Here is a 20,680-nt window from a genome sequence, read left to right on the forward strand (position 1 = left end):
GGACAAGCGCTCCATTATCCACACACAGACTTGCACTGTCATGAATTCAGCCAATCGATTGAGCAAGAGATTCCTATTCTTGCTGTTACTGCGGGTCGTTGACGCGATCCTTGGCACGCTCCAACGCATCACCCAGAGGGCCAACCTTGGGCCTGACGCCGGCCATATGCCCGGCTCGGGAGATCGCGTGTGCAGCCATGGGCGCTGTAACCAGCAATACCGCTATCGCCAGCAGCGTCTCCACCCAGGCCATACCAGCGGTGGCAAACAATACGCCAAGCAATATCAGTATCGCGCCCAGCGCGCCGGCCTTACTTGCCGAATGCATGCGGGTATAGGCATCCGGTAGACGCCAAACACCGAGCGCACCGAGCAGACTGAACAGTGCGCCGAGCAATATGAACGCTGATCCGGCTATTGCGAGAAACGCGTTCATGGTTCCCCCTCGTGGTTCTTACGCTCCAGGGGCCGGCCTCCCGGCTGGCCATGTGGGTTATCGCTGCTGTGAGTCCCGGTGAACAATAGCGCAAAGGCAACACTACCGAGAAAGCTGACGGTCGCCAGAACAATGGCTACGTCCAGCAACACAGCCTGTTCACTCATCATCGCCAGCACAGCCACCCCCGCCACACCGATCATGGTCAAGGCATCGACCGCGACTGCGCGATCCGGCCTGCTCGGACCTATCAGCAAACGCCACATGATCAGCAGCGTACTGACGACCAGCATGCCACCGGCCAGCGGCAAGACCCAGCCAGCTCCCGCCAATGTCACAATCATTTTTCTGCTCCCAACGGCTGCACCCAGCGCAATAAGCGTCGTTCGATCTCGCCGATGGCAGCGATAACGGCATCGGCCGAGCGGGTATCCAGTACATGCACGAACATATCCCCGGTAGTTGCGCGGTAGTCGAGGGCCAGGGTACCCGGCGTCAGCGTCAGCAAGCAGCCCAGCAGCGTGATTAATCGTTTGTCACGGCTATGCACCGGAACGCGCACGACCGCAGGTTCGATCTGGTAACGCGGGTTCAGCACAATCTTGGCCACATCCAGCGAGGCGCTGAACACCTGCCAGGTAAACCAGGGTACAAACACCAGGCCCGCCTCTATACGCAGCGCATAAACGCCGCTGGCATGATGAAACAATCCGCAGAGCCTGAACAATGGATACAACGCGGCGAAGGCGAACAACCAGTAAAGTGGGCTCAGCGCCGCGAAAAAGGCTGCAAGGACGCTGGCCAATAGCAAATGCACATACACCATTAGTCGCCCCTCCCTTTCAACGGCTGCCCGTCAAGCAGCTGCAAGTAGGCCGGCGCTTCGATGAGCTGATCAGAAGCCGCCATGGCGTAATCCATCACAGGCCCAGCTCCCAGGCCGATGGCTACAGTTATCAGCGCCAAAGCGCCCACCGTGATCCAGGCGCCGCGGGGTCCATTCCCCGCCGCGCCCAGCAACTCCGGTTGCGGGTGCGCCTTGAGGAAGCTTTCGTTCCAGATCTTGCTCATCGACAATAAAGTGAATATGCCAGTGAACAGCGCGAAGAACGCGGCGACCCAGACGCCGGCTTCCAGGCTCGCCTTGACCAGCACGAACTTCGCCCAAAAGCCGGACAACGGCGGTATACCAGCCAGCGACAATGCCGGAATGGCGAACATAATCGCCAGCATCGGCGCACGCCCATACAGTCCACCCATGGCTGCCAAGCGCTCGGAGCCGGTAATACGCGCAGCAATACCACCAACAAAGAACAGGTTGGCTTTGACTACAATGTGGTGGATCAAATAAAACACTGCCCCCGCCAACGCCAACGGCGTCGCCAAGGCCAGGCCGAGGATCATGTAGCCGACCTGGCTGACAATGTGGAAGGACAGTATGCGCCGCACTTCGGTCTGCGCCGCAGCCCCCAGCACGCCGATAATCATGGTTGCGCAGGCCACCCACAACAGCACGGAATGCACCACACCCGGTTCCGGCCAGAGCAGCGTGACCAGACGAATCAAGGCGTACACCCCGACCTTGGTCAGCAGCCCGGCAAAGAGTGCCGAGACAGGCGTCCAGGCCACGTGGTAACTGGCCGGCAACCAGCCGAACAACGGGAACAATGCGGCCTTGATCGAGAATGACACCAACATCAGAATCACGCCCAACCAGGCGCCATCACTGGCCTCCCCGGCGCGGAACAGCAGCGCCAGTTCACCCATGTTCAAGGTGCCGGTGGCGCCGTAGACCAACCCGGCAGCGAGCAGAAACAGCAGGGTCGCCAGCATATTCAAGACCAGATAGGTCATGGCGCCGGACAAACGCCGCTCGCCACCGCCCAGCGCGATCAGCGCAAACGAGCCAATCAGCAGGACTTCAAACCAGACATACAGGTTGAACACATCAGCAGTAATGAAGGCACCACAGATGCCGGCGAGCAAGCCCTGCACGAACAAATGCGTATCTCGCAGGAAATTCGCCGGCATTGGCTGCCGGAAGCAATAAATCAGGGTGGCCAGGCCAATTACCCCAGTAATCGCGACCATCACTGCAGACAGCCGGTCGATCACCAGACTGATACCGTATGGCGCGACCCAACCACCCATCTGCGCGCTCAATACCGTGCCCTCGGCCGCGAGCGCCACCAGATAAAGACCGGTCAGCACCAGCAACAGCGCGCCAGTCAAGCTAACGGCCGTCACCCAGGCGTGATAGCGTTTACCCAACAAGGCCAGGAGTAACGTGGTTAGCGGAATAAGGATCGGCAGCACGATAAGCGTGTTCATGCCTTGCCCTCCTCGTCCTGCGGCGGGCTCTGCTCTTCATCTTCATCAGGTGCCGGCTCCTCGGTTACCTGACTGACCCGATCGGTGTCTTTGTCACCGTGTAACTCGTGGGTCCGCTTGAGCACCGCGAGAGCAAACACAAACAGGGCGAAACCGATAACGATAGCCGTGAGCACCAAGGCCTGCGGCAAGGGGTTGGCCGCATCAGGTATGCCTTGACCAGCGAAGGTGAAAGCCGCTTCGCTGCCGGAAAAACGGCCCGCGCTAAGCACGCCAAGATTGATCGCGTTACCCAGTACGGCGATACCCAGCACCACCCGCATCAGGTGCCGATCCAGCATCATCCATACCCCCAGCGCGGCCATGATGCCCGCGGTAATGGCGCCGACCCATTCCATCAGGCAGCCCTCCCGATCAAATTGCGCACCATATGCATGACCGAGCCGAAAACCGTCAGAAATACACCGACATCAAACAACAGGGGCGTGCCCAACTTCAGCCCGAAGGGTTCAATCCAGAACCCGGTCATAAAGGCTGACGCCGAGACCAGACCAAATATCCCAGCACCCACCGCACAGGCCAGGCCCAAGCCGATAATCGTGGTTGGCGCGATGCGCGACAGCCCACGCTGGATGCCACGACCGAAGGTCACCACCATCAGGGTAAAGCCTGTGGCCGCGACCAGGCCGCCAATAAAGCCGCCACCGGGCAAATTGTGCCCGCGCCAGAGGATGGCCAGCGAGACCACTAACAAAATGGTCGCCAGCGGGCGCATGCCCTGGCGCAGCAAAATTGAACCAAACTCCGGCAGCCCCTGCGGCTTCTGCTCTTGCATCTGACCAGCACCCAGAAGCGTCGACGCCGCAAGGGCGGCAATCGCCACCACCAGAATCTCGCCCAGGGTATCTACCGCACGAAAATCCACCAGAATCACGTTAACCACATTGCTGCCATAGCCAGCGGGCAAGCTGTTGGCCAGGAACCAGTCAGCCAGATCACCCGGCAGCGGCTGACTGACTGCTGTCATGATCAACAGGCTGACAGCCAAGCCAAACAGTACCGCCACCCCGGCATGCCAGATGTTGGTACCCAGCCCGTTGTCGCCGCTGGCCGGGACCATCGGCATGCGCCTTAGCACCATGGCCAGGAATACCACGGTGAGGGTTTCCACCATCAGCTGCGTCAACGCCACATCCGGCGCATTGATCGAAACAAAAAACAGTGCCAGACCGAGACCGCTGGCACCCAGCGAGGCCACCAGGGCCAGACGGCCGGCCATAAAGGCCGCGCCTGCTGCCCCGCCTAATGCCAACATGCAGCCGATCACTCCTGGCAGCGAAACCGCGGATACCGCATGGCCATCGAACGGTTGCGCGTTCATCATTAGCAGCCCGCCAAGCACACTGATGCTGACCACCAGCGTCATTAAAGCCATATGCAACCGCAGGGAGCCATGCTGAAACAGTCCGGCGACCGAACTGGCGAACTGAAACACGCGCTTGAGCGACTTGTCCCAGAGCAGGTCACCACTAAACCGCCAGACGCTACCCAGCTGGCCGGCCAAAGTGCGAACCTTGTCGGCGCGGAAATAGAACACCGTCCCCAGCCCCAAGGTCAACGCGCTGGCGATGAGCGCAGGCGTAATGCCGCCCCACAGATACAGTTTCACATCTACTTCACCGCTGGCCGCTGCCTGCACTGCAGTATTCACCAGCCAGGTTTCCGGCCATTGATTCCAGGCGCCCAGGCCAAATCCGCCGACCGCCAACAGCAATGGTCCCGCCAGCATAAAGGGGCCAACTTCGTGGGGCTGACTATCCCAGCTACCCCGCGCGCCAAAAAAGGTTTTGAAGAAAATCAAACCTGCGGCGGCGACCAACAGAGCATTGGTCACGACCATTACCAGCGTTACCGTCCAGCCAATCGCGCCCATTTCGATCAGACCGGCGTATTTGAATTCCTTGGCGATAAACCCGAAAAAAGGGGGCAACCCTGCATTGGAAAAGGCGGCAAGGCCCACGGCAATGCCCGTCAGCGGCATGAGCGCAAAGAGCCCGCCAAGCCGGCGGATATCCCGTGTGCCGGTAGAGTGATCTATCGCACCGACGGCCATAAACAGCGCGCCCTTGTAGAACGAATGCGCAACCAGATACAGCACGAATGCCTGCAGACCGTAACTGGTGTTGGTACCGATCAGCATGGTCAACTGACCCAGCACGGTGACCGTGGTGTAGGCAAGCATGCGCTTGAGATCGTACTGACGGATCGCCAGAACCGCGCCGAGTAATGCGGTCAATGCACCCAGCGTGATCAGCACCGTACTCCAGCCCAACCCCCCACCCAGCGTCGGATTAAGCCGGGCCAGCAGGTAGATGCCGGCCTTGACCATGGTTGCCGAATGCAGATACGCAGACACCGGCGTAGGTGCATTCATCGCGTTGGGGAGCCAGAGGTGGAACGGGAACTGCGCGGACTTGGTAAAACAGCCAATCAGCACCAGCACCATGATCGCAGGAAACAAAGCGTGGGCCTGTACCAGCTCGGCCTGCAACTGAGAGAACTGCCACGTATCAGCGGCAATACCCAGCAGAACCAACCCGGCCAGCAGCGCCAAGCCGCCACCGCCGGTGATCAGCAATGCCTGCAGGGCTGCACGCCGGGAGGCCGGCTTTTCATGGTTGAAACTGATCAGCAGGTAACTGGCAATACTGGTCAGTTCCCAGAACACGAACATCGCGATCAGGTCATCGGCCAGCACCAGCCCAAGCATGGCCATCATGAACACCAACAGGTAGGCGTAGAAGCGGCCGAGCTGCGGATGATCGTGCAAGTAGGCGCCGGAGTACATCACTATCAGGCTGCCGATACCGGTGATCAGCAGAGCGAACAGCAGCGCCAGCCCATCCAAGCGTAATCCCAGCGCCACATCCAGAACCGGCACCCAGGCCCAGCTCTCGAAGATCGAGCTGCCGCCCGCAACCTCGGGGATCTGCAGTGCAAACCAGGTGAAACAGGCAGCAGGCACTATCGCCAACAGCAGACCCGCATGACCTCTTGAAAGACGCCATACAAAGGGTGCGCACAAACCGTTGATCAGTGTGGCCAGCAGGCAGGCCAACATATCAACAGACTCCTGTCAGGTGTAAAAGGGGCATGAACAATGCGCTCCGGCAATCGTCGACACCTTTTAATCTACACACTTGGAACGGCTAGGAACATATTGACAGACGCGCTCAACTCAAGAGCTGCGACCTATAGAAAGGGACAGATAAATAAGAAGAAAAATGCAGAGGGCTCGTAGCAATTTGAATCAAATTGCCCGAAAAAGAGGAATTTCGGGGCTTATTTCTGCCGGCTCAGACAAGCAAGAGCGATTATCCGAGCCGGCAGCGGGTTATCATCGATTGGCAGATAGGCTTATTTGCTGACGCGCGACTCGCCGTTCACGGTGAGGACGCGAACGCGATCGCCTGGTGCGAAAGTCACATTATCAACCGCTTCCTGAACAAAGGCGCGAGTCTGGCCATCGTCTTCGGTGACGGTAATCTCAACGCCTTGGCTGCGGGTTACGCCCTCTTCAGTGGCCGCACCAGCCATGCCACCGACCACAGCACCTATTACGCCAGCAATCATGCTGCCACGGCCGCCGCCCACCGAGCTGCCGGCGATACCACCCACCGCAGCGCCTGCCGCTGGCCCGATAATGGTTTTGGTACCTTCGATCTGAACTGGCCGCACCGATTCAACTGTACCCATGCGCACAGTCTGTGGCGCTCGAGCATCCTCGCGGCTATAGGTGTCACCGGTCAGCTTGGAGGCACAGCCACCCAGAACGAGCAGTGATCCGAGCAGGCAGGTTAGGACAATGTGCTTTCTCATAATGAACCCCGTTTAATTAAACTCAGAATATTGGACGCTTTATCAGCACAAACGTTGCGTTGGATCGCTATATCAGCTCCATCCGCCACAGGAATTTTCAGACAGAATGTATCGGCTACGCTCGAAAATCCAAGAGCGCCGCGCTATAATCGCGCCCGTTTTCAGTCGGGATCGGTATAGATCGATACCCTGTCTTTCCATTTTACGCTTCGATTCACCCAGCCAGAAAAACAAATAAAACCGTGCCGGTTGTCCGAACAGATAGTCCGGAGGTATTCGCATGCCCTTGCTGCACGCAGCCTGGATGTTTTATTCGCAACATTCCGCCCTGGTGATCAACGCGCTGGGGCTGTTCTATGCCCTGAGCGGCAGTTGGCTATTGCTCGCCACCCAGATCAGAAGTACCCGCAGTCTGAGCCAACTGGCCACCAGCCCGGCGGGCATTAGCCAAGAACCGAGCCCGGCAACCTTGCGCATCAATCGCATGTTCAACCGCGTCGGCGGCTTATGCCTGGGCGCCGGCCTACTGCTCAGCCTGATCAGCACCCAATTGTAACGAGCGCGCCCGGCTGATGACCGGGTTCGCATACTGCAATAACCACCATGGCCGTTGCGCCTCCGTGCATGCGGCCAGACGTTGCTCGAATCGGTGCTGTTCCATCGCCAGGGTCGCGGAATCGAACTCTTCGCGCCACTGACCGATGTCGATCGGCGGTGCATCCGGCAATTGCTCGAAGGCCAGATAATTGCTCGGATACAGTCGGTAATTGGACAGAATCTGCCGATCGACCTCTTTCGCTACGGCTTTGGCGTCTGCCAGGGGTTGATCCAGCGGCGTGCCAAATGCCACATGCACCCGGCCCTTATAGCCGGTCAGGCCCATGGCAATTGAGCGATCGTCCTCACCGGGTTCCTTTGTATAGCTGCCGGTACGCTCACGCTGTTCCAGTTCGCGCGCCTTCATCTGGTCACAGGGGTCCCATTCATAGGCGATGGACACCGGCACCAGGTTCAGCGAGGCCAGCACTTCAGTAAAGGGTTCTGACTTGCGACTCATGCACAGCATCTTGATGATCGCGGTATCCGTTTCATCCTGCCCATCCTTGGCCCGGCCTTCCGCCTGAGCGATCCAGATCGAGTGGCCGGTGGTGATCGAATGGTTGATATACGCCGACAGCGATTGATACACCGCCAGCTTCTCGCGGCGTCCGCTGACAGACCGGTGCACGATAAAACTTTTGTTCAGGCGCATCAGATCGCTGACGAAGGGCCGTTGCAGCAGGTTATCGCCGATGGCGATGCGCGGCGTCGGGTGCCCGGCATGGTAGAGCGCATAATTGACGAAAGCCGGGTCCATGACGATATCGCGGTGATTGGCTAAAAACAGATGCGCACGATCCTTGCGCAAGTGCTCCAGGCCACTATAGGTCACCTGAATCGCACTGCGTTCGATCAACCGGGTCATGTACGGTTCGAGCTTGTGCTGCAGCGCTTCGACGCTGCTGATACCCTTGCTCTCACGGCGCAGGCCGGCTTCTACCAAGCGCATCATGACGCCCGGCATCCAGCGCGTCAGCGTGGGGAAACGGTAGCGCGCCAACATACCCAGCAGATCGCGATCTTGCAGCAAGCGATCAAGCACCGCGGGTACCTCCTCGTCGGAGTACGGTCTTATCGCGTCGAACTCACCCATAATATCCTCGTTTGCAGCAGATTCAGCCGCGCATTATGCGGCCCAGCGGCTGGTTTCGCCAGAAAGGCGATGGGGCTACACTGAAGGGTATATATCAGGCAGCTCAAAGGCACACCCATGCAGGCGATCGATGAAGCACTTTTACAATGTCCCCACTGTGGTGAGACCATCAGTTTGCTGCTGGATCTGACCGGCGGCACACAGACCTACGTGGAGGATTGCCAGGTCTGCTGCCAACCGATTCAGGTGCATCTGTGGATAGATCCTAATGAGGACGACTACCACGTGGATCTGCGCCGGGAGCAAGACTGAATGCTCTGTGCCTATCATCCCTCGGATATGGCCGAAGCCCAGCTGCTTGAGCACTTGTTGCAAGATCATCACATCGGCTGCCATCTCAGCGGCCAATATCTGCAAGGCGCCATGGGCGAGCTTCCGGCCCTCGACCTGCTCGGCATCTGGGTTGCGGCGGAAGATCTCGGGCTTGCCCGCGAGCTGATCAGTGATTGGCAGACCGCGACCCCGATCATGCCTGACATGGACGTAGAAGACTGAATGAGCGGTCGCCTAGCCCAATTTACCCCGCCTGTTGCGGCCATGCCGGAAGGCTGGCGCCCGGCCTGGAACATCGCGCCCGGCAAGCCGTTGCTGATTCTGCGCAAGACCGCGGGCAGCCTGGAATGTGCCAGTGTGCTCTGGAACCTCACCCCCACCTGGCTCAAACAGCTGGATCGCGCCGCCTTCAGTGCCAAAGCCGAATTCCTGCATGAAAAACCCATGTTCGGCCAGGCGCTGGCGCAGCGGCGCTGCCTGATTCCGGTAGATGGCTTTTTTGTCTGGCAGGTGCAGGGCAAGCGCAAGCAGCCCTGGTATCTGCGCAGTCAAAAAGGCGGGCTAGCTCTGGCGGGACTTTGGGAAAGGTACAGTCTGGACGACGGCAGCTATTGGGACAGCTGCGCACTCATTACCGTGCCGGCCAAAGGTTTGCCGGCGCGCCTGGGCGAACGCATGCCCGTGACTCTGAACAGTGGTGAGCAGGCGATCTGGCTGGCCAATGCGACGGCCACCAGCCATCTGCAGCCGTTGCTGCTCAACGCCAGCTCACTGGTGGGCATGATGCACCCAGTGAATCCGGCAATGAGCAGCCCTGGTACGCAAGGCGCGCAATGCTGCACGCCAAGCGGAAGGGTCATAACTGAAGTCTGATCAGACCTTGAACTGGTTGATCAGGCGGCGTTGATGCTCGGCCAGCTTGGTCAGGTCCGCGCTGGCTTCGGAGGCCTCTTGCGCACCCTCTGCCACTGACTTGGCGACCTGATCGATGGTCGAGACGTTGCGGTTGACGTCTTCCGCTACCGCACTTTGCTGCTCTGCCGCGCTGGCAATCTGGGTGTTCATTTCGGTGATGATCGATACCGCCTGGGTAATCGAGGTCAGCGCAGCATCCGCTTCTTCCGCTTGCAATACACTCTGCTCGGTCCGTACGCGGCTCTGCTCCATGACCTTGACTGTATCGCGCGTGCCCTTTTGCAGTTGCTCGATCATGGTTTGAATTTCTTCGGTAGAGCTTTGCGTCTTCTGCGCAAGGTTGCGCACTTCATCCGCGACCACAGCGAAGCCCCGACCTTGTTCTCCAGCCCGGGCGGCTTCAATAGCCGCATTCAGCGCCAGCAGGTTGGTCTGCTCGGCAATCCCGCGGATGGTCGCCAGAATACCGGTGATGTTGTCGCTGTCGCGCGCCAGAGACTGCACACTGGCAACCGCCTTCTGAATATCCTCGGACAGGTCCTGAATGGCGTTGGCAGTGGACTTGACCACATCACGGCCATGACTCGCCGAGCCGTCCGCATTGTTCGCCGCTTCCGCCGCCTGCGCTGCGTTACGCGCCACGTCCTGCGCTGTCGCGGTCATCTCGGTGACCGCAGTCGCCACCAGATCGATCTCGCTCAATTGGCGCTGAATCCCGTCATTGGTGCGCATGGCGATATCCGCTGTATTCTCCGATGCGTCCGTGACCTGCTGTACCGAGCTGACCACTTCGCGAATCATCGCCTGCAGTTTGTCGAGGAAGGCGTTGAAGCCTCGGGCGATATCCCCCAGCTCGTCCTTGCGATCCACCGCCAGGCGTTTGGTCAGATCACCGTCGCCGCGGGCAATATCGTCAAGCATGGCTACCAGCCGGCGCGCTGGCTTGGAAAGGCCCAAACCGACCAGCACCATGACCGCCAGCCCGAGTAGCGCCACCACCAGACCGATGATAATCATCATCAGTGCATCGTCGGTCTGACGCTGATCCAGTGCGGCACTGAGACTGTTCAGCTCCTGCATGACGACGTCAGTAGGCAGGGAAATCATCAGTATCCAGCGGCTACCGGTATCGCCGATCGGAATCGGCATCATCAATTCGATATGCCCGCCCTCTTCATCCAGGTCATACAGCAGCGTGTCACCCAGGCTGGCAATATTGGCAATTTCGTTGGCATCCAGAATCTGTTCAGCCGGGTCGCCGGCAACGCCGCCCTCGCCGGTGTAGGCGACGATGCGGTTATTGCCGCTGATCAAGGCCTGCTCACCCTTGCCGTCAAACAGGTTGGCATTGCTCTGGATCAGCATGTCCTGGATGAATTCCAGTGACAGGTCGGCACCGACGACCCCCTTGAACACGCCGTCAGAGATGATCGGCACGGTAAAGGAAGCCAGCATCACTTCGTCGCCGCCGACATCATAGGGCGCGGGATCACTGACACAGGCGGCCAGGGTTTCTTTGGGGCAAAGGTAATATTCACCGACTCGCACGCCGGTATCGCTAAGGGTTTCGTCTTCCAGATCGCTCAGCGAATCCAGTTCCAGGGCACCATCGGCATTGCGGAACCACCAGGGCATGAACCGGCCCGTGCCGTCATAGCCATCCGTCTCTACGCCTTCAAAATACTGGTCAAGATCATCAAAGGCTTCGGGTTCCCAACCGACATACACGCCAAGCAGTTCAGGGTTTTCGCTCAACGTCTTGCGAACGACGCGATTCATTTCCTCGCGGCTCATCATCAAGCTCGGCAGCCCATCGTCCTGTAGCTCGTCAAGCAATTGGTTCAGCTGCGCGAGCTGCTGGGCAACCACGAAGGGATATTCCAGCCGGCGGCGAATACGCTGGCTTTCGCCTTCCGCCAATTGCGTCAGTCGGCGCTCGACCTGATCCTCAAGCAATTGCTGGCTGCTGCCCTGAATGAAATCCTGGCTACGCTCGGCCGCGTAAAGGCTATACAGCGTCATAATGCCAACTGCGACAAACAGACTGGCGCCTGCTAACGTTGCAATGGCGAACTGGATAGACTTGAATTTCATGCATAACCTCGGCTAAGTGTGTCGCAATATCTCGGTATCGGCAGGGGTGGCCAAATCTTCAGAACGAATTGGCAAATCTGAATACTTTTGCTGAATCTATGGTCGAAGCGTGATACATACGCTGCATGCCGAACCACTCGACATTCTGACTCAAGGATTATTAGATCATGCGTACCCGCTTTCTGTTGTGCCTGCCGCTACTTGCGCTAGTAGGCTGTGAAACCGTCCAGACCACTCAGGGAGGCGCTGTAGGCGTCGACCGGGAGCAACGCATGTTCAGTGCCTTGTCCAGCGCTGAAGTCGATAAAATGGCGGCAGAGTCCTACAACAAGATGCTCGCAGAAGCGCGCAGCAAGAAGGTCTTGAACACGGATGCGGCAATGCTTCAGCGGCTGCGCCGGATCTCCAACGATCTGATCCCTGAAGTCACGCATTTTCGTCAGGACGCCCGCTCCTGGAATTGGGAAGTCAACCTGATCAAGAGCGACCAGATCAACGCCAGCTGTGCGCCCGGCGGCAAGATCATTTTCTACAGCGGCATCATCACCCAGTTGAAACTGACCGACGATGAAATCGCCCAGATCATGGGCCACGAGATTGCCCATGCCCTGCGTGAGCACGGCCGCGAAGCCATCTCCAGAGCCTATGTCACGCAAACCGGAACTCAGCTTGCTGGCGCTCTGCTCGGCCTGGGACAGGCTGGCCAGCAGGCTGCAGACCAGGCAGTGCAGGTGGGGCTGATGTTGCCCAACAGTCGTTCAAACGAGTCTGAGGCCGACCTGATCGGGCTGGAACTGGCCGCTAGAGCCGGTTACAAGCCGGAAGCCGCCGTCAGCCTATGGCAAAAAATGGCCAGCGCATCACAAGGCCAGCCTCCGGAGTTCCTCAGCACTCACCCGAACTCAGGCGGGCGCATTCAAGCCCTGCAAGCGGCAATTCCGCGGGTGCAACCTTTGTACAACGCGGCCAAGTAACAGCGCATAGGCTAGCGCAAGTCTCTGTTTTGATTTGCGCTGCCGTGGCCAACAAGGCCCTAGCGCACCCGCTCCAGACTCTGCACCGCCAGATCCAATGCCTTGTACATATCCAGACGCGCTGAACGGCCGACATCCGGATGATTCAGATCATTGGCCCGTTCCGACGGCAGTATCGGCGCGGTCAGGTCATCCGCTTCCACTGGCTCGAAATCATACTCCTCACCAATGGTCATCGCGCTGCGACGCAGCAGCATGCGTAACTGCTCCGGCTCCAGCTCCGGGTCGATTGACATCATCGCCGCCAGCAGGCCCGCGACCAAAGGGGTAGCGTAGGAAGTGCCGCAATGTACATCGCCGCGCTGACCTTTCTCCATGGTCGAGCCGAGCACGCAGGCAGCCGCTGTCACGTCCACGCGCATGTCGATATTCGACGCGCTGCGCTTGATGGCGTACTCAGGATCATCCACCGCCACATCCTTGTCACTGCGTTCATGACCGCCGACCACAAACAATTGATCGGTTACGAATGATGATGGCAGTCGATACTCGTCGCGGCCGGAATACGAGGAAGCATTGCCCGCCGAATTGACTACCACCACATCCGGATGCTCACGGCGCAGCCAGAGAAAGAACTCCTCCAGGAGTTCTTCGTAGCCACTCATGGCGATGCCGGAGCGCACCAGCGAGTCGATTTCCTTGCCGTTAATATCGATCGCGCCGACGCGGTGGATACCCCAACTCCAGTTGAGTACCCGCACACCGTCTTCGACCAGATTCACCGAAGCAGCGATATTGGCCGTGATTCCCGCATCCGAATTACGTTCGACGATCACCTCAAAGCCAGGGCCGACCTTGTCCAGCCCGCGCAGAAAGCCACTGTTGCCACCGCCGTTCCAGGCTGCCGCGAAGACACCAGCCACGGTGGTGCCATGCCCGTCTGGCTTGTCGGCATCGCGCGCATAGACGCAGGTGCGCGGCCCGTCGCTGCGGCAGTCACCCAGATAATCGGCAAAATCGGGAGAATCAAAGTCCACATCGCGCTCGATCACGCCGATACGGATGGGATGGGTTTGAATGTCACCCCCTTCGCGCGGCAGCCGCCGCTGGTAAAAATTCACTGCATCCAAGAAGCGGTTGGACGCCCACTCTTCATCGTCGGCCGCGGGCTCTCTGGCTGCTTCACTTTCAACGCTTTCCTCCGCTCCCGACTCCTCGATCACTACGGCATCCACACTGACCTCACTACCCAGGCGCAACACCAGTGCATCACGTTCGTCCAGATTGGTGGCGGGCAGACGCAACTGGTAGGTGTTGAGCGGCGGAATCGCGCCTACGACCTGGGCACCGTATTTTTCGGCAAGGCGCCGCGACTCTTTGGCGCCGTTATGACTTTCCTCGATAATGACGCTGATCAAATCGACATAGGTGGTCAGGCCATCCATGTTCTTGACCACTTCCTGGTCGGTTGCCGCCACCACGTGACTGCTGTTCAGGCTCAACCAGATGGGGTTGCTGGCCTGGCCATCCTGTTCAAACCAGAGTGGTCCACTCTCAGCCTCAGTAGCATCGACCTGGATACGCACTTGACCATCATTGTGCTTCATAGCCTGCTGCTTGAGTGGCGTACCGTTGAGGCGCGCCTGCCAGCCTGAACCGCCAAGGCCGGTAACGCGCAAACAGAATTCCTGAACCTCGGCCTGCAGCCGATCGCCACAGCGCTGTAATTGCTCTACGCGCAATGGTTGCGCTGATAGTGCACTAAAGGGCACGGCCGCAGCCAACGCAACAACCAACCCACTCAGATATTTCTGCTTCATATTGCGCTCCATACGTACCGCCATTAAACGATCAGCAGCATATACGCCTTACCTGAAGCCAACATGAATTTCGCCAGATAGCGCAAATCATTTCAGCGTTGCTCCGGTTGCAATTACGCCAGTGACGAGCGCACTATTTTCAGGTAAATTTCGACACTCATAAGCCACCCTCAACAGGACCCCATGACTCTCCTGATAGCTTTTGCTGTCCTCTCCATTCTGGTTTCATTTATCTGTTCCATCCTTGAAGCTGCCCTGCTCTCGCTGACGCCTAGTTACATCGCCCATCAAAAGCTGGAAAAACCCAAGCTCTACGAACGTCTCAAGCATTTGAAAGACAACGTAGATCAACCACTTGCTGCCATTCTCACGCTCAATACCGTTGCCCACACCGTGGGTGCTACCGGCGTCGGTGCACAGGTGGCCATCGTCTTTGGCGACGGATACCTGGGTATCGCCTCGGCGGTGATGACGCTGCTGATTCTGGTATTGTCGGAAATTCTGCCGAAAACCATTGGTGCGCGATATTGGCGCCCGATTGCGCCGTTCCTGCCACCCTTGCTTCGCATCATGATTCTGCTACTCAAGCCGTTTATCATGCTGTCTGACGTGGTGATGAGAATGTTTGGCGGGAAGCCGCCCGAGCATGACATTCGCGAGGAGATCAAAGCCCTGGCCATGCTTGGACGTGAATTAGACAAGCTGGACGATGATGAGCAGCGAGTCATTAGCAATATTCTCGACCTGCATGATGTCAAGGTCAGAGACATCATGACCCCACGCATTGTCTGCGCCTCCGCGCTACCGGATGAAAGTATCGCCGATCTGAAGCTGCGCATTCGCGAAAGCCAGTTCTCGCGCTACCCGGTAGTCGCTGAAGACGAAGCGCCACTGGGCGTGGTGTTTCGTTACGATGCGCTGATGGCCGAAGATGACAGCCAGCCGGTATCCAGCATCATGAAGCCGATCAAGGTCACGCTGGAAACCACCAACGCAGAGAACCTGATGACCCAACTGATGCAGGAACGTCAGCATATGAGCCTGATCTACGATGAATTCGGCGGCTGGCAGGGCCTGGTCACGCTGGAGGACATCGTTGAGGCGATCATCGGCAAGCCGATCATGGACGAGACCGACGATATCCCCAACATGCGCCGATTCGCCCGGCGCCGCTGGGAGCATCGTCTGAAGGATGCCAGGACAAGCTGATCAATACCAAGCCAGGCCCGTGCCTGGCTTTCTTGATCGCTGGCTTTAACTAGATCAGCCACTGCACCAGCAACCCTGCCAGCGCACATAATCCCAGCGTCTTCATCACCGAGAGCTTCAAGCCGAACAGCGCCAGCGCAGCGCCCAGGGCGATCAGCGCCGAAGGCCAGTCCAGCGCACCGTCAAAACCCTCTGGCCAGAGCACGTGGTAACCGAAAAACAACGCGAGATTAACGATCACGCCAACGACCGCAGCGGTGACACCGGTCAGCGGGGCAGTAAAGCCCAACTGCCCATGGGTAGACTCGACCAACGGGCCACCACCGAGAATGAACAGAAAAGACGGCAAAAAGGTAAACCAGGTAACCAGCATCGCCGCCACAGCCCCGGCGAGAAATGCCTGATCAGGCCCAAACACCTGCAACACATAGGCGCCGATGAAGGCCACAAAGGCTACGACCATGATCAACGGACCCGGCGTGGTTTCACCCAGCGCCAGGCCATCGATCATATGCCCAGGGGTTACCCAGCCGAAGTCGCTGACGGCTCCCTGGTACACGTAGGGCAGCACCGCGTAAGCGCCTCCGAAAGTCAACAACGCGGCCTTGGTAAAAAACCAGCCCATCTGCGTCAAAGTACCGTCCCAACCAAACAGCCAATACAGCGCCAGCATGGGCACCAGCCAGAGAGCGGCGCCTACCATAAGCAACCGCCCCAGGCGCGGCCAGGCAAATCGGGCGTGCTCCGGTGTAGGCGTATCGTCATCGATTAACGCAGGGCCGTAGGACTTCTGTTCAGAGCCATGCCCGCCGCCTGGTTGAAAGTATCGCGGCACAAACCGCCCACCCAGATAGCCCGCCAACCCCGCGCCGAGCACAATGAATGGGAAAGGCACATTGAAGAAGAAAATGCCAACAAAGGCCGACAGCGCTATTGCCCACAGCCATTTGTTTTTCAATACCTTGCCGCCAATGCGCCAAGCAGCCTGAAATACAATGGCGGTAACCGCCGGCTTGATACCGTAAAAAATCCCGGCAATCAGCGGCACCTCGCCATAAGCGATATACACCCAGGCCAGAGCGATCAGGATCAAAAGCGACGGCAACACGAACAGCACTCCTGCCACCACACCACCCCAGGTACGGTGCAACAACCAGCCGATATAGATCGCCAACTGCTGGGCCTCTGGCCCAGGCAACAACATGCAGTAATTCAATGCATGCAGAAAACGCCGTTCGGATATCCAGCGGCGTTTTTCAACCAGTTCTTGATGCATGATTGCGATCTGCCCAGCCGGCCCGCCAAAGCTTATGAACCCGAGCTTTAGCCAGAATAGTAGAGCTTGGAAGAAACTGGCATCTGCTATCGCAGGCGTATTATCAGGCGAACCTGCTGGCGGTTGTTTATCCATTGTCCAATCGCAAAGCCCCTGGCAAAGTCAATTACAAGCCGGTCTCGAAGCACCAGTGTGAGTGCAGATTGTTACAGCGATTCAGCTCCGGCGGGCTCAGTTGGCAGCAACTCGACTACCGGCACACGGCCCTGCAATAGCGTCTCGCCTCCCTGCCAGAGCCGCCACTCGCCCGGAAGGCATGTTTGCCACTGTTCGTTACTGGTCAGCGGCGCAGTGGCAATCACCGTCACCACATCATTCGGTGTGGTGTGCTCCTTGAAATCCACTGCCAGCTCCACATCACTCAACTGCGCAGGGCCAAAGGGTGCCCGGCGGGTAATCCAGGCCAACTTGCTGGTGCACAGGGTAAACAACCACTCACCGTTGCTGATCAACAGATTACATACCCCTTGCTGGGCGTACTCCGTGCAGGCAGCGGTGATGCAATCCATTAGTTCAGCGAGCGCGGGACGTTGTTCGAACCTGGCACGCAGCCGATTCAATAGATCGCAGAAAATGGCTTCGCTATCGGTACTGCCGACCGGTTGAAAAGGGCCGGCCTGGGGGCTGAAAGCCTGTATCTGACCGTTATGCGCAAAGCTCCAGTATTGGCCCCATAACTCCCGGCTGAAGGGGTGGGTATTGGCCAGACTTACCCGGCCGACATTGGCCTGACGGATGTGACAAATCACGTTTTCAGACTTGATCGGATAGCTTTCAATCAACTGAGCGATAGCTGAGCTGTGGCACGGTTGTGGATCGTGAAAACAACGCAGCCCCCCACCTTCGTAGAACGCCACGCCCCAGCCATCACAATGCGGCCCGGTGCGACCGCCGCGCTGCATCAGCCCGGAAAAGCTGAAGCAGATATCGGTCGGCACGTTGGCGCTCATGCCCATCAGCTCACACATCGCCAGTCACTTAGCTACCTTGTCGAAGTCACTGGCGTCGTGGCGTTCCGGCAGTTGCTCAGAAGCATCGCCCCAGGTGCGGTTCACCATGCGCCCGCGTTTGACCGCCGGACGCTGGCCCACCTCCTCCACCCAGCGCAGCAGGTGGGTGTAGGTATGCGCTTCGAGAAATTCTGCGGCGCCGTATACCTGATTGGTCACCACCCCGCCATACCAGGGCCAGATCGCCATGTCAGCGATACTGTATTCCTCGCCAGCGATATAAGGATGGTCCGCCAATTGCCGATTGAGTACATCCAGCTGCCGCTTCACCTCCATGGTGTAACGGTTGATCGGATACTCGAATTTTTCTGGAGCGTAGGCGTAAAAATGGCCAAAACCGCCACCCAGGAACGGCGCACTGCCCATCTGCCAGAACAACCAGTTCAAGCATTCGGCGCGTCCAGCGGCGTCCTTGGGAATAAAGGCGCCAAACTTGTCGGCCAGGTAGAGCATGATCGACCCTGACTCGAACAGCCGCAACGGCGGGTCCATGGTCTGATCCAGCAGCGCAGGGATCTTCGAATTCGGGTTGATGTCGACAAAACCACTGCCAAACTGATCACCTTCGCCGATATTGATCAGATAGGCGTCGTACTCTGCTTCCTCGATGCCGAGCGCCAGCAGCTCTTCGAGCAAAATAGTGACCTTGACGCCATTGGGGGTAGCTAGCGAATAGAGCTGCAGCGGATGCTTGCCTACCGGCAGTGGCTGGTCATGGGTTGGGCCGGCAATCGGGCGATTGATATTGGCGAACTTGCCACCGCTCGCCTGATCCCAGGTCCAGACTGCCGGCGGCGTATAAGTATTCTCGGTCATCGTATTCCCCTTGTCTGGCTGATTTCATAGAGGTGGTAATCGGTTAATAGTGGACTATTTGCCGACAAATGTTTACCCGCCGTTGCAAGCAAAGGTGTTGCCACGGCTTTTGCCAGCAATGCGCTCAATTCCACCAGTAACAGCTGCCATGCCGATTCAGCGCAGTGAAACGCCATTCCTGCGCGACCGGTTTACCGGCGGCAGCGGCGCAGACGTGAATGGGCAGCAGGTGTTCTTCCCGGGGATGGCAAAAAGCTGCACCGGGCGCCTGCTTCCAATTGGCCAGAGAGCTTTCGCGCAATTGCTCGTCGTCGATTCGCAAACTGCTTTCCAACCAGTTTTCAAAGGCAAGATTCAGTGACGCTTCCTGATTGGTAACCGGATCAAAGAAAGCGCGCATATTGTGAAAGGAAAAACCGGAGCCGATGATCAGCACGTTCTCGTCGCGCAGCGCACGCAACGCATGCCCCAACTCCAGATGCGCGGTCGCATCCAGCGAATCCAATAACGACAATTGCAGGCAGGGGATATCGGCGCGCGGAAACAGCAGCATCCCGGGCACGAACACGCCGTGGTCCAGACCACGCTCCGCATCGAGATGCGTTGTCCAGCCCCACGCCGCGAGCTGGTCGGCCAAGGACGCCGCCAATCCAGGCGCTCCGGGTGCCGGATAACGCAACTGATAGCTTTGCGGCGGGAAACCGTAATAATCAAACAGCAACGACGGCTGGGCCGCTGCGGTTATTGTTGGCTCCCTGGTCTCCCAGTGGGCGCTGATAAACAGCAATGCCGAAGGCAGCGGGTGCAAGCCATCGAGCTTATGGCGGATCAGCGCATAGGTCAGCAGAAGTTCGGCATGCTCGGGATCATCAAGCAGAGGTAAGGGCCCCCCGCCATGGGAAAGAAAAAGCACCGGTTGCATGAACACCTCCAATCAAATGCCAACCTTTATTAAGCATAACCTACTCGGCAGCATTCAGCCGGTGACAAGGCTGAACTTCCAAGTAAATCGCAGCACTGCCATCAAGGCCTAGCCCTGAAAAGCCCTGAATGCCAGCCATGCAGCATAGAGCCCCATCAACAGGAACGCACCGGAAGCAATCCGCCGAATAAGATCCAGCGGCAGTCTGGTTGCAGCCGCGTTACCCATGAACACCACAGGAACATTGGCCAGCATCATGCCCAGCGTGGTGCCCAGCACCACCCACAGATAGGCATCGAACTGCGCAGCCAGCACCACGGTGGCTATCTGGGTCTTGTCACCCATTTCAGCAATAAAAAAGGCTACCAGCGTGGCGGCGAAGGCACCGTAACGGCTGATGGCGGGGGTTTCATCCTCGTCGAGCTTGTCAGGAATCAAGGTCCAGCCAGCGACAGCGATAAAGGAAATAGCCAGCAGCGTGTACAGCCAGGTATCGCTGAGGAAATCGCTGACCAACTGGCCCACAGCGCCAGCCAGCGCGTGGTTGGCCACGGTCGCCACGAAAATACCCAGCACAATGGGCCAGGGGCGACGGAAACGCAGAACGAGCAGTAAGGCAAGCAGTTGGGTTTTGTCGCCGATCTCTGCCAGCGCAACAATACCGGTTGAAACGAAGAAGGCTTCCACGGAGGTTCCATAAGAGGGCGGATCAACAAACCAATGACATACGTCCACCTCCGCCCTCGGCTGGTGTGCGTATGTCATAGGTCTCGTCAAACCGGAGCCGCTGACGCGGCCGCAGGTCGCAAACGCCATGGTCTGTGGACCAAGTATGTTGACGTTTGCCAGTGCAGGCCGCGATGGCCTGCATAGAGAGACTACTCCCCTAAGACGGGCGGGAATATACCCCGC

At 58.3% G+C, this 20,680-nt stretch carries 21 protein-coding genes and 1 riboswitch; of the genes, 6 read left to right on the forward strand and 15 right to left on the reverse strand.

All coding sequences use genetic code 11. The features are described 5' to 3' along the window. Positions 1-85 precede the first annotated feature (85 nt). The 7 genes from mnhG to EAO82_RS16860 form a co-directional block, all read right to left on the reverse strand. Entirely contained in the window at positions 86-436 is a 351-nt protein-coding gene (gene mnhG, locus EAO82_RS16830) for a monovalent cation/H(+) antiporter subunit G (protein ID WP_096348329.1), read from the reverse strand. Continuing rightward, on the reverse strand, positions 433-780 hold the full coding sequence (locus EAO82_RS16835; RefSeq protein WP_096348330.1) for a monovalent cation/H+ antiporter complex subunit F: 348 nt from the start codon (positions 778-780) through the stop codon (positions 433-435). The genes mnhG and EAO82_RS16835 overlap by 4 nt, the downstream gene beginning before the upstream one ends. Then, positions 777-1,262, reverse strand: coding sequence for a Na+/H+ antiporter subunit E (locus EAO82_RS16840; RefSeq protein WP_096348331.1), 486 nt, complete (start codon positions 1,260-1,262; stop codon positions 777-779). The genes EAO82_RS16835 and EAO82_RS16840 overlap by 4 nt, the downstream gene beginning before the upstream one ends. Beyond that, positions 1,262-2,767 carry a proton-conducting transporter membrane subunit gene (locus EAO82_RS16845; protein ID WP_096348332.1) on the reverse strand — a complete coding sequence of 502 codons (1,506 nt, stop codon included), beginning with the start codon at positions 2,765-2,767 and terminating at the stop codon, positions 1,262-1,264. Before EAO82_RS16845 ends, EAO82_RS16840 begins: the two co-directional genes overlap by 1 nt. Beyond that, positions 2,764-3,165, reverse strand: a complete 402-nt coding sequence (locus EAO82_RS16850) for a sodium:proton antiporter (protein WP_096348333.1) — start codon at positions 3,163-3,165, stop codon at positions 2,764-2,766. Before EAO82_RS16850 ends, EAO82_RS16845 begins: the two co-directional genes overlap by 4 nt. Beyond that, positions 3,165-5,888: a hydrogen gas-evolving membrane-bound hydrogenase subunit E gene (gene mbhE, locus EAO82_RS16855; protein WP_096348334.1), complete on the reverse strand. Its 2,724-nt coding sequence runs from the start codon at positions 5,886-5,888 to the stop codon at positions 3,165-3,167. The genes EAO82_RS16850 and mbhE overlap by 1 nt, the downstream gene beginning before the upstream one ends. A gap of 296 nt (positions 5,889-6,184) precedes the next feature. Continuing rightward, complete coding sequence (locus EAO82_RS16860) at positions 6,185-6,646, reverse strand: glycine zipper 2TM domain-containing protein (protein ID WP_096348335.1); 462 nt, start codon at positions 6,644-6,646, stop codon at positions 6,185-6,187. A 280-nt stretch (positions 6,647-6,926) separates the two neighbouring features. On the opposite strand from EAO82_RS16860, the gene EAO82_RS16865 reads away from it, so the two are divergent. Beyond that, on the forward strand, positions 6,927-7,202 hold the full coding sequence (locus EAO82_RS16865; RefSeq protein WP_096348336.1) for a hypothetical protein: 276 nt from the start codon (positions 6,927-6,929) through the stop codon (positions 7,200-7,202). Here the strand turns inward: EAO82_RS16865 and EAO82_RS16870 are convergent. Beyond that, the gene (locus EAO82_RS16870; protein ID WP_096348337.1) at positions 7,170-8,342 is read right to left on the reverse strand and encodes a 1-acyl-sn-glycerol-3-phosphate acyltransferase; all 1,173 of its coding nucleotides are present in this window, start codon (positions 8,340-8,342) and stop codon (positions 7,170-7,172) included. The genes EAO82_RS16865 and EAO82_RS16870 overlap by 33 nt on opposite strands. A 114-nt stretch (positions 8,343-8,456) precedes the next feature. On the opposite strand from EAO82_RS16870, the gene EAO82_RS16875 reads away from it, so the two are divergent. Genes EAO82_RS16875 through EAO82_RS16885 form a run of 3 tightly spaced genes read left to right on the forward strand, consistent with a single transcriptional unit; the run spans position 8,457 to position 9,545 of the window. Then, a complete protein-coding gene (locus EAO82_RS16875; protein ID WP_096348338.1) occupies positions 8,457-8,651 on the forward strand; it encodes a CPXCG motif-containing cysteine-rich protein in 195 nt (64 codons plus the stop codon). Next, positions 8,652-8,894 carry a DUF2007 domain-containing protein gene (locus tag EAO82_RS16880; protein ID WP_096348339.1) on the forward strand — a complete coding sequence of 81 codons (243 nt, stop codon included), beginning with the start codon at positions 8,652-8,654 and terminating at the stop codon, positions 8,892-8,894. Next, complete coding sequence (locus EAO82_RS16885) at positions 8,895-9,545, forward strand: SOS response-associated peptidase (protein WP_096348340.1); 651 nt, start codon at positions 8,895-8,897, stop codon at positions 9,543-9,545. It abuts the gene before it with no gap. Here the strand turns inward: EAO82_RS16885 and EAO82_RS16890 are convergent, their stop codons facing one another. Then, positions 9,546-11,681 carry a methyl-accepting chemotaxis protein gene (locus EAO82_RS16890; RefSeq protein ID WP_096348341.1) on the reverse strand — a complete coding sequence of 712 codons (2,136 nt, stop codon included), beginning with the start codon at positions 11,679-11,681 and terminating at the stop codon, positions 9,546-9,548. Positions 11,682-11,848: 167 nt separating this feature from the next. On the opposite strand from EAO82_RS16890, the gene EAO82_RS16895 reads away from it, so the two are divergent. Continuing rightward, positions 11,849-12,655 carry a M48 family metallopeptidase gene (locus tag EAO82_RS16895; RefSeq protein WP_096348342.1) on the forward strand — a complete coding sequence of 269 codons (807 nt, stop codon included), beginning with the start codon at positions 11,849-11,851 and terminating at the stop codon, positions 12,653-12,655. Between the two features lie 59 nt (positions 12,656-12,714). Here EAO82_RS16895 and EAO82_RS16900 read toward each other — a convergent pair whose 3' ends face one another. Beyond that, the gene (locus tag EAO82_RS16900) at positions 12,715-14,475 is read right to left on the reverse strand and encodes a S8/S53 family peptidase (RefSeq protein ID WP_096348343.1); all 1,761 of its coding nucleotides are present in this window, start codon (positions 14,473-14,475) and stop codon (positions 12,715-12,717) included. A gap of 183 nt (positions 14,476-14,658) precedes the next feature. On the opposite strand from EAO82_RS16900, the gene EAO82_RS16905 reads away from it, so the two are divergent. After that, positions 14,659-15,684: a hemolysin family protein gene (locus EAO82_RS16905; protein WP_096348344.1), complete on the forward strand. Its 1,026-nt coding sequence runs from the start codon at positions 14,659-14,661 to the stop codon at positions 15,682-15,684. A gap of 49 nt (positions 15,685-15,733) precedes the next feature. Here the strand turns inward: EAO82_RS16905 and chrA are convergent, their stop codons facing one another. From chrA to EAO82_RS16930, 5 genes are all read right to left on the reverse strand, one after another. Beyond that, on the reverse strand, positions 15,734-17,095 hold the full coding sequence (gene chrA / locus EAO82_RS16910; protein WP_096348345.1) for a chromate efflux transporter: 1,362 nt from the start codon (positions 17,093-17,095) through the stop codon (positions 15,734-15,736). A 71-nt stretch (positions 17,096-17,166) separates the two neighbouring features. Continuing rightward, positions 17,167-17,988: a class II glutamine amidotransferase gene (locus EAO82_RS16915; protein WP_096348346.1), complete on the reverse strand. Its 822-nt coding sequence runs from the start codon at positions 17,986-17,988 to the stop codon at positions 17,167-17,169. 6 nt (positions 17,989-17,994) lie between these two features. Further along, positions 17,995-18,846 (reverse strand): glutathione-dependent disulfide-bond oxidoreductase, encoded by an 852-nt coding sequence (yghU, locus tag EAO82_RS16920; RefSeq protein WP_096348347.1) that lies wholly within the window; start codon positions 18,844-18,846, stop codon positions 17,995-17,997. A gap of 124 nt (positions 18,847-18,970) precedes the next feature. Beyond that, positions 18,971-19,768 carry a DODA-type extradiol aromatic ring-opening family dioxygenase gene (locus tag EAO82_RS16925; protein ID WP_096348348.1) on the reverse strand — a complete coding sequence of 266 codons (798 nt, stop codon included), beginning with the start codon at positions 19,766-19,768 and terminating at the stop codon, positions 18,971-18,973. Positions 19,769-19,876: 108 nt separating this feature from the next. Continuing rightward, on the reverse strand, positions 19,877-20,455 hold the full coding sequence (locus tag EAO82_RS16930; protein ID WP_096348349.1) for a TMEM165/GDT1 family protein: 579 nt from the start codon (positions 20,453-20,455) through the stop codon (positions 19,877-19,879). 89 nt (positions 20,456-20,544) lie between these two features. Then, a riboswitch (yybP-ykoY riboswitch) is annotated at positions 20,545-20,667 on the reverse strand. Positions 20,668-20,680: the final 13 nt, after the last annotated feature.

Origin of the sequence: Halopseudomonas pelagia, assembly GCF_009497895.1 — a bacterium.
Classification (GTDB): domain Bacteria; phylum Pseudomonadota; class Gammaproteobacteria; order Pseudomonadales; family Pseudomonadaceae; genus Halopseudomonas; species Halopseudomonas pelagia_A.